Source organism: Billgrantia sp. Q4P2 (assembly GCF_052806135.1).
Window position 1 is genome coordinate 1 of sequence record NZ_JBRBAI010000001.1, and the last position, 17,341, is coordinate 17,341.

The 17,341-nt window shown below is 50.6% G+C and carries 15 protein-coding genes and 1 pseudogene; all 16 read left to right on the forward strand.

Going from position 1 to position 17,341, the window contains the following annotated elements; all coding sequences use genetic code 11:
* Window positions 1-244: pseudogene (locus ACUY1T_RS00005) on the forward strand (sulfate adenylyltransferase subunit CysD); the annotation flags it as partial.
* Window positions 245-424: 180 nt separating this feature from the next.
* The gene (locus ACUY1T_RS00010; RefSeq protein ID WP_446019670.1) at window positions 425-778 is read left to right on the forward strand and encodes a four helix bundle protein; all 354 of its coding nucleotides are present in this window, start codon (window positions 425-427) and stop codon (window positions 776-778) included.
* 104 nt (window positions 779-882) lie between these two features.
* Window positions 883-2,799, forward strand: a complete 1,917-nt coding sequence (gene cysN, locus ACUY1T_RS00015) for a sulfate adenylyltransferase subunit CysN (protein ID WP_446019671.1) — start codon at window positions 883-885, stop codon at window positions 2,797-2,799.
* A gap of 38 nt (window positions 2,800-2,837) precedes the next feature.
* The gene (locus ACUY1T_RS00020) at window positions 2,838-4,661 is read left to right on the forward strand and encodes an ABC transporter ATP-binding protein (RefSeq protein ID WP_446019672.1); all 1,824 of its coding nucleotides are present in this window, start codon (window positions 2,838-2,840) and stop codon (window positions 4,659-4,661) included.
* A gap of 23 nt (window positions 4,662-4,684) precedes the next feature.
* Window positions 4,685-5,683: a UDP-N-acetylglucosamine 4,6-dehydratase (inverting) gene (pseB, locus tag ACUY1T_RS00025; RefSeq protein WP_446019673.1), complete on the forward strand. Its 999-nt coding sequence runs from the start codon at window positions 4,685-4,687 to the stop codon at window positions 5,681-5,683.
* Entirely contained in the window at window positions 5,644-6,840 is a 1,197-nt protein-coding gene (gene pseC, locus ACUY1T_RS00030; protein ID WP_446019674.1) for a UDP-4-amino-4,6-dideoxy-N-acetyl-beta-L-altrosamine transaminase, read from the forward strand. The genes pseB and pseC overlap by 40 nt, the downstream gene beginning before the upstream one ends.
* Window positions 6,841-6,844: 4 nt before the next feature.
* A complete protein-coding gene (locus ACUY1T_RS00035) occupies window positions 6,845-7,909 on the forward strand; it encodes an N-acetylneuraminate synthase family protein (RefSeq protein WP_446019675.1) in 1,065 nt (354 codons plus the stop codon).
* A complete protein-coding gene (locus tag ACUY1T_RS00040; RefSeq protein ID WP_446019676.1) occupies window positions 7,902-8,585 on the forward strand; it encodes an acylneuraminate cytidylyltransferase family protein in 684 nt (227 codons plus the stop codon). Before ACUY1T_RS00035 ends, ACUY1T_RS00040 begins: the two co-directional genes overlap by 8 nt.
* On the forward strand, window positions 8,557-9,660 hold the full coding sequence (gene pseG / locus ACUY1T_RS00045; RefSeq protein ID WP_446019677.1) for a UDP-2,4-diacetamido-2,4,6-trideoxy-beta-L-altropyranose hydrolase: 1,104 nt from the start codon (window positions 8,557-8,559) through the stop codon (window positions 9,658-9,660). Before ACUY1T_RS00040 ends, pseG begins: the two co-directional genes overlap by 29 nt.
* Window positions 9,661-9,663: 3 nt before the next feature.
* Window positions 9,664-10,323, forward strand: a complete 660-nt coding sequence (locus tag ACUY1T_RS00050; RefSeq protein ID WP_446019678.1) for a formyltransferase family protein — start codon at window positions 9,664-9,666, stop codon at window positions 10,321-10,323.
* Window positions 10,307-11,359 (forward strand): pseudaminic acid synthase, encoded by a 1,053-nt coding sequence (gene pseI / locus ACUY1T_RS00055; RefSeq protein ID WP_446019679.1) that lies wholly within the window; start codon window positions 10,307-10,309, stop codon window positions 11,357-11,359. The genes ACUY1T_RS00050 and pseI overlap by 17 nt, the downstream gene beginning before the upstream one ends.
* An 82-nt stretch (window positions 11,360-11,441) precedes the next feature.
* Entirely contained in the window at window positions 11,442-12,947 is a 1,506-nt protein-coding gene (locus ACUY1T_RS00060) for a hypothetical protein (RefSeq protein ID WP_446019680.1), read from the forward strand.
* Window positions 12,948-13,014: 67 nt separating this feature from the next.
* On the forward strand, window positions 13,015-14,154 hold the full coding sequence (locus ACUY1T_RS00065) for a glycosyltransferase family 4 protein (protein WP_446019681.1): 1,140 nt from the start codon (window positions 13,015-13,017) through the stop codon (window positions 14,152-14,154).
* A complete protein-coding gene (locus ACUY1T_RS00070; RefSeq protein ID WP_446019682.1) occupies window positions 14,151-15,275 on the forward strand; it encodes a glycosyltransferase family 4 protein in 1,125 nt (374 codons plus the stop codon). Before ACUY1T_RS00065 ends, ACUY1T_RS00070 begins: the two co-directional genes overlap by 4 nt.
* A gap of 3 nt (window positions 15,276-15,278) precedes the next feature.
* Window positions 15,279-16,349, forward strand: a complete 1,071-nt coding sequence (locus ACUY1T_RS00075) for a glycosyltransferase (protein WP_446019683.1) — start codon at window positions 15,279-15,281, stop codon at window positions 16,347-16,349.
* Entirely contained in the window at window positions 16,346-17,338 is a 993-nt protein-coding gene (locus ACUY1T_RS00080) for a glycosyltransferase family 4 protein (protein WP_446019684.1), read from the forward strand. Before ACUY1T_RS00075 ends, ACUY1T_RS00080 begins: the two co-directional genes overlap by 4 nt.
* The last annotated feature ends 3 nt before the right edge of the window (window positions 17,339-17,341 follow it).

Genomic DNA, 17,341 nt, shown 5'->3' on the forward strand with positions numbered 1-17,341 from the left:
GCTGGTGATGGTCGACGACGAGCGCCTGCCGCTGGCCCCCGGTGAGGTGCCGGAGGAGAAGTGGGTGCGCTTCCGCACCCTGGGCTGCTACCCGCTGACCGGCGCGGTGGAATCGAAGGCCGACACGCTGCCCGAGATCATCCAGGAGATGCTGTTGACCCGCACCAGCGAGCGCAGCGGCCGGGCCATCGACCACGACCAGGCGGGCAGCATGGAACGCAAGAAACGAGAAGGATATTTCTAAGCTACGAGCTACGAGCTACGAGCTACGAGCTACGAGCTACGAGCTGCGGGCTACGAGCTACGAGCTACGAGCTACGAGCTGCGGGCTATGAGCTACGAGCTACGAGCTACGAGCTATGAGCTACGAGCTGCGGGCTACGAGCTAAGGGCTACGGGCTACGAGCGGCAGGGTGGAGAGTCGATGAGGCATGAACAGCTCGAGGTCTGGCAGCGTAGTAAACGACTCAGCGTAGATGTGTATCGTGAGCTGCGAGATTTACGGGACTTCGGTTTCAAAGATCAGATTACGCGCTCTGCTCTATCGATACCGAGCAATATTGCCGAAGGCTTCGAGCGTTTCACGGAGAAGGAGAAGTTCCGTTTTGTCTCCATTGCAAAAGGATCGTGCGGCGAGTTCGCAACACAAGCGCTGATCGGAATCGAAGTGGGCTATATCTCCGAGCCCGTTGGTCTCCATTGGCGTCAGGAAGCCATGGTTCTGTCTCGTATGCTCGGTTCCTTGCTCAAAACTCTTACTAAACCCCCTCAGATTTAGCCACAAGACAAGAAGGGAGCACGGCCTGCCCGTAGCTCGCGGCCCGGAGCCCGGAGCGCGCAGCGCGCAGCACACGTGCCGCCCACCCAGATGGAGAAAAGACTGTGTCCCACGCCTCCCCGATGATCGCCGACGACATCGAGCAGTACCTGCGCGAACACGAGAACAAGGACCTGCTGCGCTTCATCACCTGCGGCAGCGTCGACGACGGCAAGTCGACCCTGATCGGCCGGTTGCTTCACGACTCCAAGATGATCTATGAAGATCACCTGGCCGCCATCACCCGCGATTCGAAAAAGGTCGGGACTACCGGCGAGGAAGTCGACCTGGCGCTGCTGGTCGACGGCCTGCAGTCGGAGCGCGAGCAGGGCATCACCATCGACGTGGCCTACCGCTTCTTCTCCACCGACAAGCGCAAGTTCATCATCGCCGATACCCCGGGGCACGAGCAGTACACCCGCAACATGGCCACCGGGGCCTCCACCGCCAACCTGGCGATCATCCTGATCGATGCCCGCTACGGGGTGCAGACCCAGACCCGGCGCCACAGCTTCATCGCCGACCTGCTGGGTATCCAGCACTTGATCGTGGCGATCAACAAGATGGACCTGGTCGACTACTCCCAGGCCCGTTATGACGAGATCGTCAATGAGTACCAGGCAGTTGCCGAGAAGCTCCACGCGCGCGACATCCGCTTCGTACCCATGTCGGCGCTCAAGGGCGACAATGTGGTCAACAGGAGCGAACACATGGGCTGGTACCAGCAGCCGGCCTTGCTGGAGCTACTGGAAAGTGTAGAGATCAGCCACGACCAGAACCTGCGCGACCTACGCTTCCCGGTACAGTACGTCAACCGCCCCAATCTCGACTTCCGCGGCTATTCCGGCACGCTGGCTAGCGGCATCGTGCATCGTGGCCAGGCCGTCAGGGCGCTGCCCTCCGGCAAGGTTTCCAAGGTGGAGCGAATCGTCACTTTCGATGGCGACTTGGAAACCGCTTGGCCGGGCCAGGCGATTACCCTAACCCTCGAAGACGAGATCGACATCTCCCGCGGCGACTGGCTCGTGGCGGAAGAGGACAAGATGCCGCTTGCCAATGGCTTCGAGGCGGACATCGTGTGGATGCATGAGGCTCCGCTGGAGCCCGGCAAGCTCTACGATCTCAAGCTTGCCACCCGCGCCTTGGCAGGCAAGGTCACGGCGATCGACTACCAGATCGACGTGAACACCCTCGAGCATCGCCACGCCGAAAACCTCGACCTGAATGCCATTGCACGCTGCCATGTCGAACTCACCGCCCCGGTGCCGGTAGACGACTACCGCAGCAGCCCGGGCACCGGCAGCTTCATTATCATCGACCGCCTCAGCAACATCACGGTGGGGGCGGGGATGATCCATCAGCCGCTGGACAGCGAGCTGCCCTACGAATTCCGCGAACACGACAGCAAGGCCAACGTGGTGTGGAACCGCACCAGCGTGACCCAGGCCATGCGGGAACAGCTCAACGGCCACCGAGGCAAGTGCATCTGGTTCACAGGGCTCTCCGGTGCAGGAAAATCCTCGCTGGCCAATACCCTGGAAGCTGAACTGCACCGCCGTGGCTACCACACCATGCTGCTGGACGGTGACAACATACGCCACGGCCTGTGCAAGGACCTCGGCATGAGCGAGGAAGACCGCGCCGAGAACATTCGCCGCGTGGGCGAAGTGGCCAGGTTGTTCGCCGAAGCGGGCATCATCGTCATCACCGCCTTCATCTCGCCGTTCCGCAGCGACCGTGATGCCGCTCGCGCGTTGTTCAGCGAAGGCGATTTCATCGAGGTGCACGTCGACACCCCGCTGGATGTTTGCGAGCAGCGCGACCCCAAGGGGCTCTACCAGAAAGCCCGTGAAGGTAAAATCAAGGACTTCACTGGTATCAGCAGCCCCTATGAAGCACCGCTGGAGCCCGAGGTAACCTTGAAGGGGGCCGAATACACCCAGCAAGAGCTGGTGGCCAAGCTGATGACATCCTGCTTGTAACGCGCATGCTGTTGTTATCTACCTGACATTGAGCCCGAATGTATACATTACTTAAAGAGCTCTACTCGCTGCTAACCCCCAGCCAGCGCAAGCGCTTTCTGCGCCTGCAGGTACTGGTGGTGATCATGGCCTTTGCTGAAATCGCCAGTGTTGCCGCCATCGCGCCTTTCATGTCGGTGGTGGGCGATATGTCGCGCCTGGAAGGCGATGGCATGCTGGCACAGCTCTACGCAGCCAGCGGGGCGGATTCCCCGCGCACCTTCCTGTTCTGGCTGGGCTCCGCTGTACTGCTCGTGATGATAGTCGGCACTGGCTTCTCGATGCTGACCACATGGCGTATGGCGATGTTCGCCAATAGCGTGGGGGCACAGATCAGTCAGCGGCTCTATACCCACTACTTGCACCAGCCATGGCTATTTCATGCTAGCGGTAGCAGCAGCCAACTGACCAAGCAGGTAGCGCAGGAAACCGGCCGGGTAACCAATGGAATTCTCAACCCGGTGCTGCAGCTCAATGCCAAGCTGACCATGGCGGGCTTCATGGTGGTGGGGCTGGTTTTCTACGACCCTCTAGTGGCTCTAGTGGGCTTGGCGGTGTTTCTGTTTGCCTACGTGTTGCTGTTCAAGGTAGTGCGCACCCGGTTAGCGGATAACGGTCGCCGCATATCCAATATGAATACGCTACGCTACAAGCTGATGAATGAAGGCTTCGGTGGCATCAAGGACGTATTGCTGCTGGGCCGCCAAGCCTTGTTCACACAACGCTTCATTCAATCCAGCGATAAATTGGCCAGGGCGCAGGGAGTGAACCAGGCGTTGAGCGAAGTGCCTCGTTACGCCATGCAATTGATTGCCTTTGGCAGTATCATGCTGCTGGTGCTTTACCTGCTGGGTGTGCACCAGGGCAGCCTGGGGCATATGCTGCCGGTACTCTCCGTATACGCCCTGGCGGGCTTCAAGATGCTGCCGGCCTTCCAGCAAGCCTACCAGAGCTTAGCGAAAATCAAGGGTAATACGGCAGCCTTCGAATCGATTCGCGAAGCCATGCAGCAGAGCTACCAGCAAGCCATCGATCAGGATGCAGTGGCTGCCAAAGCCACCGAGGAACTGGCGGAGCCTGAGAAAATGTTAGTCAACAAGGAAATACAACTGCACAATATTTCGTTGACTTACCCAGGCAAGGAAGAGCCCGCCCTGAATGACCTGACGCTGATCATACCTGCGAGACAGGTGATTGGCCTGGTAGGTGCTTCCGGATCGGGCAAATCTACCGCCATTGATGTGCTACTTGGCCTGATACAGCCACAAGAAGGGGAGCTGCTGCTGGATGGGCAACCGATCAGCGATGCCAACCGCCGGCAATGGCAGAACAGCATCGGTTTCGTGCCTCAGAGTATCTTCCTGGCGGATGCCAGCATTCGGGAGAACATTGCCTTTGGCATTCCACCTGACAAGATCGATGAAGCACGGGTACAGCAGGCCGCCCGCATGGCACACCTCGACGAGCTGCTTGAAGAGCTTCCACAAGGGTTGGATACGCGTGTCGGTGAGCGCGGTGTCCAGCTGTCAGGTGGTCAACGTCAGAGAATCGGCATTGCGCGAGCTTTATACGACGATGTGGACGTTCTCGTGCTCGATGAAGCTACCAGTGCGTTGGATGGCATCACTGAGAAACTGATCATGGATGCTATTTATGATTTCTCCGGTAAGAAGACCATCATCATGATTGCCCATCGCTTGGCTACGGTAAAACAGTGTGACGTCATTTTTTTACTTACAGGTGGCCAAGTGATTGATCATGGAACCTACAGTGAGCTCGCTTCACGCAACATCGTCTTTCAACGCATGTCAGAACATGCCTGACTAATTCTAAAGTGGGATTTTTTATGTTTAATGATTCATCAGTCTTGGTGACGGGCGGCACGGGTTCATTCGGCCATACTTTTATACCGATGCTGTTGGAACGCTACAATCCCAGGCGAGTTATTATCTTTTCGCGCGACGAAATGAAGCAGTGGGAGATGGCCAAGAAATTCGAGGGAGACCCTCGGGTGCGATTTTTCATCGGTGATGTGCGTGACCGCGATCGGATCTACCGCGCCTTGGACGGTGTGGATTATGTCGTACATGCAGCGGCTACCAAGATTGTTCCAACAGCTGAGTATAATCCCTTCGAGTGTGTCAAAACCAACGTTATAGGTGCCATGCACCTGATCGATGCCTGTATCGACAAAGGCGTTAAGAAAGTAGTGGCGCTCTCTACCGATAAGGCGAGCAGCCCAATCAACCTGTACGGCGCTACCAAGCTGACTTCTGACAAGTTGTTCGTGGCCGGCAATTCCTATGCGGGTGGCCACGAAACACGTTTTTCTGTAGTACGCTACGGCAACGTGATGGGCTCGCGGGGGTCGGTAATACCTTTCTTCATGTCGATCCGCGACAAGGGCGTGTTACCGATCACCGACGAGCGCATGACGCGCTTCATGATCAGCCTGGAGCAGGGCGTAGAACTGGTGTGGCACGCCTTTGAAGACATGGAAGGCGGTGAGATCTACGTAAAGAAGATTCCCTCCATGAAGGTCACCGACCTGGCGCGGGTCGTTGCTCCCGAGGCAAAGCAGGAAATGGTAGGCATTCGCCCCGGCGAAAAGCTTCATGAGCAGATGATCGGCGCCGAGGATGCCTACTACACTTACGAGTACCCCGAACATTTCAAGATCCTGCCGGCCATCAACAGCTGGGATAAGGATGCCAACCGCATCAAGGATGGCAAGAAAGTGCCGGAAGGCTTCGTCTACGCCAGCGACAACAACAGCGAGTGGATGAGCGACAGCGAGCTTCGGGCATGGATCGACGCCAATTGGGAAAAGATCGGAGCCATCTGATGATTCCCTATGGACGTCAGGATATTCAGCAGGCCGACATCGATGCCGTGCTTGAAGTACTGCAGTCGGACTTTCTTACCCAGGGCCCGGTGGTGCCGCGCTTCGAGAGCGCCGTGGCCGATAAAGTAGGCGCTCGCCATGCGCTGGCGGTCAACAGCGCCACCTCGGCGCTGCATATTGCCTGCCTGGCACTGGGGCTAGGGAAGGGGGACTGGCTCTGGACCTCTCCCATTACCTTCGTCGCCTCCGCCAACTGCGGACTCTATTGTGGTGCCAAGGTGGACTTCGTGGATATCGACCCACGCACCTATAATCTCTGCCCCCAGGCGCTGGCAGCCAAACTGGAGCAAGCTGAGCGAGCAGGGCGCCTGCCCAAGGTCGTGGTGGCGGTGCACCTGTGCGGCCAGCCTTGCGATATGCAGGCAATCCACGCGCTAAGCCAGCGCTACGGTTTCCATATCATCGAGGATGCTTCCCACGCCATCGGTGGCAAATATCAAGGCGACTACATCGGCAACGGCCGCTACAGCGACATCACCGTGTTCAGCTTCCATCCCGTGAAGATCATCACCACCGCCGAAGGCGGCATGGCGCTGACCAACGACGATGCACTGGCCAGACGTATGGACCTGCTACGCAGCCATGGCGTGACGCGTGATCCGGCGCTGATGACCCACGAGGCCGACGGGCCCTGGTACTACCAGCAGATCGAGCTGGGCTACAATTACCGAATGACCGAGCTGCAGGCCGCGCTTGGGCTTTCCCAGCTCGAACGCCTGGATGACTACGTGGCCCGCCGCCATGCATTGGCTAAGCGCTACGATCAGGCGCTGGTCGAGTTCCCGGTGGTCACTCCCTGGCAGCATCCGGATAGTTCTTCAGCTTGGCACCTCTATGTCGTACGTTTAAAGCTAGAAGATATAAATCTTACTCGCCGCCAAGTTTTTGATTATTTGCGAAGTAAGGGTGTGGGCGTGAACGTTCATTACATACCTATCCATACTCAGCCCTACTATGCTAGGCTGGAGTTTTATTCCGAAAACTATCCGAATTCATTAAATTACTACTCGTCTGCTATTAGTGTTCCACTCCATCCGTCGTTATCTTGTCAGCAACAAGATATCGTGGTCGAAAGTTTAAAATATATTGTGAGGTAGAGGAATGGTAACAATAGGAAGTAAACAAGTTGGGGATGGTCAGCCTGTCTTTATTACTTTTGAGGCGGGGCCGACTCATAACGGGTTGGAAAGCGCACTAAGATTAGTGAGGCTCGCAGCTGATTCCGGTGGCGATGCAATTAAGTTCCAGATTTTTGACCCTGACGAATTGGTCGCAGACAAAGCACTTCTCTATACTTATGATGTACTTGTAGATAAAGCTTCTGGAAGAACAGAAACAGTCACTGAGCCGTTGCACGATATATTTGTTCGCAGAAGTATGTCTATTGGCGAATGGAAAAAAGTAAAATCATATGCGGATAGCTTAGGATTGACTTTTTTTGCCACAATAGGAGACGAGCTCGGGCTGGAGTTAGTTAAAGAAATAAAATGCCCGTCCGTAAAAATCGCTTCTGCAGATGTAAATTTTTTCCCTTTTTTGAGGAAGATAGCAGAGTTGGATGTGTCAGTTCAACTTGATACTGGCAACGCAACCTTTGGTGAAATAGAAGCAGCTATAGATTTGCTACGAAAAGAAGGGTGTGAGCAGATTATTATTCATAATTGCCCTTCTGGTTATCCGGCTCATCTGGATAGTATTAATCTTAATATGCTTCCTGCGTTGAAAAAATTATTTAATTGCCCCGTTGCCTATTCAGATCATACTCCGGGTGAGTTAATGGATGTGGCAGCAATAGCTTTAGGAGCAAATTTGGTAGAAAAAACAATAACGGAAGACCGGACTACTCGGAGTGTGGAACACATAATGTCTCTTGAGCCAGATGAAATGGCAAGCTTTGTGCGTACTATCAGAGACGTTGAAAGGGCTATGGGATCTACCCGAAGGGTAATGAGCGATGAAGAAAAAATAAAAAGGCTGAACATTAGGAGAAGCCTCATCCTTGATGAGGATGTAGAAGCTGGTTCTAAATTAAAAGATGTGAAATATAAGTTTAAACGTCCCGGCTTCGGAATCGCTCCTGATGAGTACGAGGCTTTCTTGGAAAGCGAGTTTAAAAAAGGACTAAGCAAGGGGCATGTTGTTATGTTGGAAGATTTTTATGGATAGAGTCGCCATTATTCCCGCAAGAGGTGGCTCCAAAAGACTTCCACGAAAAAATATATTGCCTTTAGGTAATAAGCCATTGCTTATGTGGGTAATCGAAAATTGCAAAAAAACAAATATTTTTGAAAGAATTATTGTTTCAACAGAGGATGAGGAAATTGCGGATGTTGCCCATAGTGCAGGGGCAGAGGTGTTTGAAAGGACAATAGCACTCTCGCATGATACGGCTACCGTAGTACAAGTATGCGAAGAGGTGTTAAGTGATATACCGTGTGACATATTCTGTTGTATATATGCGACTTCAGTGTTTCTTAGCCCAAGCACACTAATTAAGTCTGCAAATATTTTCGATGAATCGACTGACGCCAATGTTCTTATGGGAGTGTCCCAGTATAATTACGCACCCGTCCAGGCATTGAAAGTGGATGATAGTGGTTTTGCATCGTTACTCTTTCCTGAGTACGCAAATGTACAATCCCAAAAATATCCTGTTTCGCGGGTAAGTAATGGAACTTTTTATTGGGGGCGTCGTACTGAATTTCTAAAGGAGATGACTTTTTATAGTGATAAGTTAAAAGTCTTTGATGTGCCAGACAATGAAGTATGTGATATCGATACGGAGCAAGATTATAAAGAGGCTATGCTAAGGTTTGAGAAAAAAAATCGTTTTCCGAGCTGATGCTTCACTGATGATCGGCTCCGGTCATGTGATGCGCTGCCTGACCTTAGCCGATGTCTTGAAAAGCCGAGGCTCGGAGTGTCACTTTCTCTGTCGTGAGCATTCCGGCCATCTCATTGGGCTGATTCGCAGCAAGGGCTACACAGTCCATGAGCTTCCCTGCGAACTGGAGAGCCCGATTGGCAGCACCGGGTCGGCTCATGCCGCCTGGCTCGGGACGTCACAAGAGCAAGATATGCTAGCTTGTCGTCCCATACTGCAAATGATCAAGCCAGACTGGCTGATCGTTGACCACTATGCTTTAGACATTTGCTGGGAAGAATCGCTGCGGCCATTCTGCGATCGTTTAATGGCTATTGATGATCTAGCTGACCGAACTCACTGTGCTGATCTGCTCCTTGATCAGAACTTGGGGCGTCAGGCCGTGGACTATGTTGGTCTGGTGCCTGATCACTGCTGCGTGCTGTTAGGACCTGCCTATGCCCTGCTGCGGCCCGAGTTTTCCGAATGGCGCCAAGCCAGTCTGGAGCGGCGGCAAAAACCGCAGCTTAGGCACTTGTTGATTACTATGGGTGGCGTTGACATTGACAACGTAACCACTAGGGTTCTTGAGGTGCTGAGATACTGCAATCTTCCCAATGACATGTATGTCACAATAATAATGGGAGCCACGGCTCCTTGGCTCGATGTTGTTCAGCAACGTGCCCGAATGCTGTCATGTACCACCGTGGTACTTGCTAACGTAAGTGGCATGGCCCAACACATGGCTGATGCAGATCTCGCTATCGGTGCCGCTGGGAGCACATCGTGGGAACGTTGCTGTTTGGGTCTCCCAACCTTGATGTTAGCCCTAGCAGAAAATCAATTGCCCATCGCTGAATGCCTACATAAGGCTGGAGCTGCGATTCATTTAGGTGAGACTGATGCACAAGACTGGATATTCCGACTTGAGCATTACTTAATGGCATTCGTTGCCGCCCCAGATAGTCTTGACGCCATGGTGAACTGTGCAGCCAGTCTAACTCATGGGCAAGGAGCACATGTTATTACTGATTATTTATTAAGTGGTAATTGACCTATGCAGATCACGGTTCTCTGCCCAAACTGTGAGCATCCCGTTAACGCGTGGCTGGCACGTTGGCTGGCGCAGCATCAAGCTGCACATAATATTGAGCTATGCCGGGACCGGCAAGAATTGCCGGGCGGTGATATTCTGTTTCTTATTTCTTGTAGTCAGATTATAGATGCTGCCACACGGTCGCGTTACCAACACACCCTTGTCTTGCACGCCAGTGATTTGCCACAAGGCCGCGGTTGGAGTCCCCATGTCTGGGCTTTGCTCGAGGGCGCTAGAACTATCACGGTGAGCCTACTCGAGGCAGAGGATGAGGTAGATACCGGAGCTATCTGGGCAAAACGTTCTTTTCAGGTGCCTCCTCATGCCCTGCATGACGAAATCCATCAGTTGCTTTTCGATACCGAGCTGGCGTTAATGGATGAGGCATTATTTCTTATTCAAGCTAATACTCAACCAGTTCCACAGTCCGAAAATATCACGCCGACCTATTATCGTAAACGCAGTCCTACTGACAGTGAAGTCGATCCTACACGGCCTCTTTGCGACTTGTTCAATGTCATTCGTGTGATGGATCCTGAGCGCTATCCAGCTTATTTTCGTCTGCATGGGCATACCTATATCATCAAACTCAGGAAGGTGTCATATGAAGATCAATATTGATGGCCAGATGATCAGTCATGATCAGCCTCCCTATATAATTGCCGAATTGTCTGCTAACCACAATGGTAGTATTGATATTGCCAAACTCTTGATTGAAGAGGCAAAAAAATCAGGTGCCAATGCTGTCAAGCTGCAGACATACCGTCCAGATACTATTACTTTAAATAGTACATTGCCTGATTTTCAGATTACAGAAGGTCTTTGGAAGGGGCGCACGCTGTATGAGCTATATGAGTGGGCTCATACCCCCTGGGAGTGGCACAAGCCCTTATTCGAGCATGCCCGTAATCTTGGTATAACCATATTCAGCTCTCCCTTCGATGCTACTGCGGTTGACTTTCTCGAAGAGCTGAACACACCTGCGTATAAAATTGCTTCATTTGAAGCGATCGACATTCCACTGATTAAATACGTAGCTAGAACTGGTAAGCCGATGATTATTTCAACCGGCATGGCTGATGCTGATGAAATTCAGGAAGCAATAGATGCAGCTCGAGGTGAAGGCTGTAAAGAACTTGCTATTCTACATTGCGTAAGCGGATATCCCGCACCTGCTCAAGAATATAACCTCCGAACCCTTACTGATATGATGCAGAGATTTGGCGTTGTGACAGGCCTCTCTGATCATACGCTGGACAATACAACGGCAATTACTAGTGTGGCGTTAGGAGCAGCTATTATTGAAAAACACTTTACTCTAGATCGGCAAGGTGGTGGTCCGGATGATAGCTTTTCTCTTGAGCCGAAAGATTTGGTAGAACTTTGTAGGGACTCTAAAGTAGCATGGAGTGCATTAGGTAATGTTAATTACGGTCGAAAGGAAAGTGAATTAGCAAATATTAAATTCCGGCGCTCATTGTATTATGTAAAAGCTATGAAGGCTGGCGATATAGTTGATGAAAGTTCCGTTAAAAGTGTCCGGCCTGGTTATGGGCTGAAACCATCTCAACTTGAAAGAATTGTTGGGAGTAAAATTGAAGTGGATGTTGAGCCTTTCACTCCTGTCTTAATGGATCACTTTCGTTTTAAAGACTAAAACCGGACTAGCTTTTGTTTGCGATGAAGACTCAGCCATTGACCTTAATTCACACTCACATTATTTTTAAAAAGCCTAATTTATGAAGTCTAAAAAATCCGCTTTGTTTTTATTTGCACCTAAATTTAGAGAATATGGTGCTGATATAGCAACAGATCTTTCCATTAAGGGTGTGATAAATAAAGTTCACGGCATATGTACGGGCGGAAAGGAGACCCTTACAAAGGTTTATGCTCGTCTTGGAAGTTGCGGAGGGGACATATATGATATTGAGGCTGAGGAAATTAATTGGGTTCAGCATAAAGCCGATAGTTCAACTATAATAAAAATGCAAGAAGAGTTGGGTTATAGTATCGTTGGTCGGACTATTACCAGTGATCGAAGAATTGGAGCTGGCTTTGTTTTTGGGGGGGTTGCTCGGCCTAGTTGGCTAAAAGCTGCTTCCTTACAGAATCCGCTTGATGTTCCAATTAACTATGTTGCTAATTTATATAAATTTTTAGATAAAACGTTACAAGACAAAAAGCCTTATTTTGTTTTTTTATATGCTGTTGCTGGTGCTCCTGCTTTTCTGCTTTCTCAGATGTGCTTGGCAAGAGGTATACTGGTTTTAAGGCCAAATGCGACTAGAATTGGTTCGTTGACAGTCATCGATACTGATCCGTTAGGTAGATTAGCATGTATAAAAAACACTTTTGACAATGTTTCTGTAGACAGCTTAATATATAACAAACATGAGTCCTGGGCTCAACAGTACTTGGAAGATTACCGGTGCACGCCCACTTTGCCAGAGTATAAGATTTATAACGATAAAGTAAGAAGTAAGAATAAAATTACTAAAGTTTTATATGGAGCTTGCAGGCAAACAACCAAGTCTTTTGTAAAGGATGGTGTTCGTGGTTTGTTAAGCGAGCCAGTGCAGCGTCATTGGCATGCAACATCTCTGGCTTGGAAACGTGCTTTTTATAAAAAGGACATATTTAAAAACTTCGCCCCGGACAACTACCGTTGGGTCTACTTTCCACTTCATGTAGATCCAGAAGCGTCAACGATGGTGCTTTCTCCTTGGCACACTAATCAAGTTGCAGTGATTGAGGCGCTGGCTAAATCTTTACCAGCAGACGCTATACTTGTTGTTAAAGAGCACCTGCCTATGCTTGGCGTGCGTCCAAAGGGGTTTTATGAAATTATAAGTAAAATCCCTAGAGTCGTGTTGATTTCTCCTTTGCAGAAAGGTTTGTGGTGGGTTAAGAAATCCTCTTTAACTGTGGTCATAACAGGTACGGCGGCATTGGAGGCTATCATGTTGAGAAAACCCGCTCTAGTGATAGGTGATTCACCTTTTTTGTCGATAGGCGACGGCATTATGCATGCGCCGTGCTTAAGTCAGCTTCACGAAAAAGTTGATCTTGCTTTGAGTATGAAGCCTGCATCCGATGAATCTATTATTAGGTATCTTTGTGCTGTGAAAGAAAATTCATTTGATTGGAAACCTTCAATAATGTGGGGGGATTATTTAAAGCACACTGAAGCTCAGCAGAAGGAAGCAGTTTCTCAATTTAGTGATCATATTGAGCGATATTTATAAATGCATAAAGTTGATGGAGCAATTTCCGTAATTTTTGTTTGTTGTCATTTTACGGTGGCAGCGCAATATGAATGCATTTAAAAAAAATAATCCACTTAAAGTGCTTTTTCCTTATCCAGGTGACAGTGTCGGTGGAAGCCACATTTCCTCTCTCATACTAGCCCAAGCGTTAGAAAACTACTCTGACATAAAAGTGCAGATAGTGTTGCATCATCAAGGGAAATTGGAAACTTATCTTAAAGATATGCCTCAGTCATATCAGTTTTCACCTAAGGTTAACTTGGTTAGCCCGAAAAATTTTTATAAGGAAGTCACTGGTATAGTAAAGGCAGCATGGCCGTTAAGAAATTATTTAAAGAAAAATATGATTGATATTGTGCATACTAATGATATCAGAATGCATTTGACATGGTTGTTGGCTTGCCGGTTGGCTGGTTGCAAAATGGTCTGGCATCAAAGAACACCTAGTAAAAACTACAAACTTGCTTTTTATTCGCTTCTGGCTGCCCAGGTTTTAACTATATCAAAGCATTGCTTATGTAGCCTGCCGAAGCGCATGGCCCAAACAGCAAAAATTATCCATAATCCAGTAGTATGCTACAAAGAAAAACTAAGTAGATCAGAAGCTAAAAAGAAATTGCTTGAAGAAGTAAATGCCAATCCACATACTGTGATTGTTGGGTGGGCGGCTAACTGGGAAAATAGAAAAAAGCCTGATGATCTTGTTCGGGTTGCTTATTATGTGAAAAATAATACTAACCTTTCAGTTCGTTTTCTTATGTTTGGTGAGGCTAGAGATCCGCTTGGAAGTACGGTTAATGACTTGATCGAAAAGCTTGACCTTTTGGATATTGTGATACCAATGGGCATGAAAACGCCAATAGAGCCATACCTTATGGGTTGTGATCTATTCTTGGCGACTGCTGTAAATGAAGGGTTGGGAAGAACTCTTATTGAGGCAATGATCTGCAAAACACCAGTCATAGCTACAGAGGATGGAGGGCATAAAGAGATTATTCAAGATGGGGTAAATGGTAGGCTGGTTCCTCCTGAAAATCCGGAGGCGATGGGTGATTTAGTATTGGATTTTATTAAAAAACCTTCTGTGTATAACAATATGGCTGAGAGTACAGCCGAGGCTGCTATTAATCGATTCTCTGTTAAAGTTCATGCTGAGGAAATTTTAAAGGTTTATCGAGGCTTATGAAAAACATAATTATATTTATTGACTCTCTTACAGGAGGGGGGGCTGAGAGAACTGTAATCGCACTTTCACGATATCTCACAAAGTATGACTACAAAGTTTGTATAGTTACGATGCATGGTGAGGGAAGAGATTTTTATCCTCTCCCCGGAAAAGTAAAGCGATTTGGTCTAAATTTAGTAAAAAAAAATAAAGGTATTTGCAAGCTTTTTTATAATATTCGACGTGCAGTTTCTCTGCGAAAAATAATTAAAGAAGAGAATGCTGATGCAGTAATTGGGTTTATGACGACTTGCTCCGTTTTGTCGATTGTTTCATCTGTTAGGCTTAAATGCTCTTGCGTAACTGCTGAGCGCAACTACCCTGGAAGAAAGCCGGCCATAAAGCCATGGGGGTTCCTGCGTAGCGTCTTTTATCGTTTTGCTGACGCCCATATTGTGCAGTCAAAAGAAACGGCATCATGGTTAAAACAGCATGCTGGGGCACGCAATACCTACATCATTCCTAATGCCGTTTCCTGGCCCCTGAAGAGATTCCCCCCCTCAGTAGCGCCAAGCACCTTGGTTGGGGTAGATTCAAAGCTGATTCTTGCTGTGGGAACGAAGCCCTACCAGAAGGGGTTTGATATACTGCTCGAAGCTTTTACCGCAATGAACAATACGGCTACAGGCTGGGTGCTTGCGATTGTGGGATTGGATGTGGAGGGTTCTGAGGATGATGAAATAAATGCACTTGGTAGTTTGGTAGATCGTTTGGGTATTGCTGATAGCGTTATCTTTCCTGGGCGAATTGGTAATGTCGCTGACTGGTATGAGCGAGCCAACATGTTTGTGCTGAGTTCTCGTTATGAGGGGTTTCCCAATGTTCTTTTAGAGGCTATGGCGGCAGGCTGTCCGTCGATTGCTTTCGATTGCGACACTGGCCCTAGGGATATTATACGGCATGGGGAAAATGGTCTGTTGGTCGAGCCTGAAAATACCGAGAAACTTGCTGAGGCGATGCTTGCTCTCATGCATGATGATGCATTGAGACAGCGTATTTCTGCATCTTCTATTGGCGTCAGGGAAGAATTTGCTGAAGAAAAAATATTCAGCGAATGGGAAAAAGTGATAAATGAAGTATAGCCAATGAAATCTCTATGTTTATGTATCGGCAGCTTGAGTGCCGGCGGTGCCGAGCGGCAGGTCGTCTACATTGCTTCGCTACTAGCCGATAGAGGCTATCGTGTTTCGCTGCTTGTGTTGAAGGGGGGCGATGCGTACCTCGAGCACTTGAATGACAAGGTCACCTTAAAACGGCTTGGCTTGGCGGGTTTTGTTTCCTCTGCCAAGGAATTGAAAAGTGAAATCAAGGCGCTTTCACCTGATGTTGTCGTAGGTTTTCTTTTTCATGCATCGCTGCTGCTTCGGTCGGTGTCGCCCATGCTCGATTGCCCGGTCGTGTCAGTGCATCGGAACGTCAGCTGTGGGTCTTTTCAGCGTGATGTACTGATGAAATTGACAAGCGTGTTCGATACCTTGACGGTCTCCAATACCCGCTTGGCCCGCCAGCGGCTGCATAGCCGCCTGGCTCGCAGTGACTTGGTAGTGGTGCCTAATATCTATTTCGAGCTGGGCAGGCCTGCCGAGCGAGCGGTGAGTCAGGGGAGCGAGGGCCTCGTCTGGGGCTACGTCGGTCGATTGGAAGCGCAGAAAAATCTGCCATTACTGCTTCAAGCCTTTGGCCAACATTTGAAATCATTTCCGGGTGCCAGGTTGCACATCGTTGGCGATGGCCCGAAAAAGTCTGCGCTTCATGCGTTGTGTGAGCAGCTTGGCATCAGTAACCGCGTCGATTTCCTCGGACATACGCAAGAGGTTCAGGCTGAGCTGGCACGGATGGATGCCTTCATCATGACGTCGCTGCGTGAAGGGATGCCAAACGCCTTGATAGAGGCGATGGCGGCCAGGCTCCCTGTGGTTGCCACGGCTGTCGGTGAGGTGTCCGCGATGATTGACTCGGGGCAAACGGGCATTCTGTGTGAGGACTTCTCGATAGAGAGCATCAGTACAGCCATGAACCGGGTGGCGCTAATGCGTGATGAGGAGCGCCTAGCCATGGGTGAGGCCGCACAAACCTATATAGTGAGAACATGCAGTCCTGCAGCTGTGATCGATCAGTGGGAAAGTGTCTTGAAGCGAGCGGCTGGCTGTCAATGAAGGTTTTGCACGTTACCAACGCCTACCCAAGTGAAAAAGCCCCGGTCAAGGGGATCTTCGTCAAGGAACAGGTCGACTCACTGGCCGCCCAGGGTCTTGAGGTGGATGTATGGCCGATCAGCAAGGAGCGCGACGGCCTGTTGGCCTATCTCAAGGCCTGGTGGCACCTGTTGCGGCATGCCAGGCAGTACGATGTCGTTCATTGCCACCACGTGCTGGTCGGGCTGCTGGGTGTGTTCTCGGTGCCACGCCATAAGCTGGCGGTCTCGTTCATGAATGATGGCCGGCATAACCTGAAGGGCCGCCTGGCACCGTTTGGTTGGCCGGTGTTCTGGTTCCTTACCTGCTATTGCAAGTGGAAGGTCTACAAGTCGCGCCTGCCCAGCCGCTTTGCCGGCAGTGGGTCGGTGCTGTTGCCCAATGGGGTGAACGAGGAACTTTTCACCCTACAGAATCGGCAGGCCGCCAAGCAGCAGCTAGGGCTCGACCCTGCCAAGCGCTATGTGCTGTTCGTCAGTGCCAATACCATTCGTGCCGAAAAGCGCTTCGACCTGTTCAGCGAGGCGGTGGCCTACGTGCAGCGCCACGATGCCATGGTAGAGCCGTTGATCATGACCCAGGCCGCTCGGGAAGAGGTGCCGCTCTACTTCAATGCGGCAAGTGCCCATCTGTTGGCGTCGGATTTCGAAGGTTCGCCCAATTCGGTACGCGAGGCACTGGCCTGCGGTACGCCGGTGGTGGCACGCAACGTGGGTGGGGTGGGGCATATCCTCGAAGGCATCGAGGGTTGTCGGGTAGTGGAGGAAGCCACCGGCGCTGCGTTGGGCAAGGCGTTGCAGGAAGTGCTGGGCGACGAAGAGCCGGGCGAGCAGGAGCGTACCCGGTTACGCCAGCACTTGATCGACAAGGGCTTCACCCAGCGCCGTGTGGCGCAGCAGCTTGCAGCGCTTTACCAACGGGCAGTTAACGGTACGGCTACGAAACGATAGTTT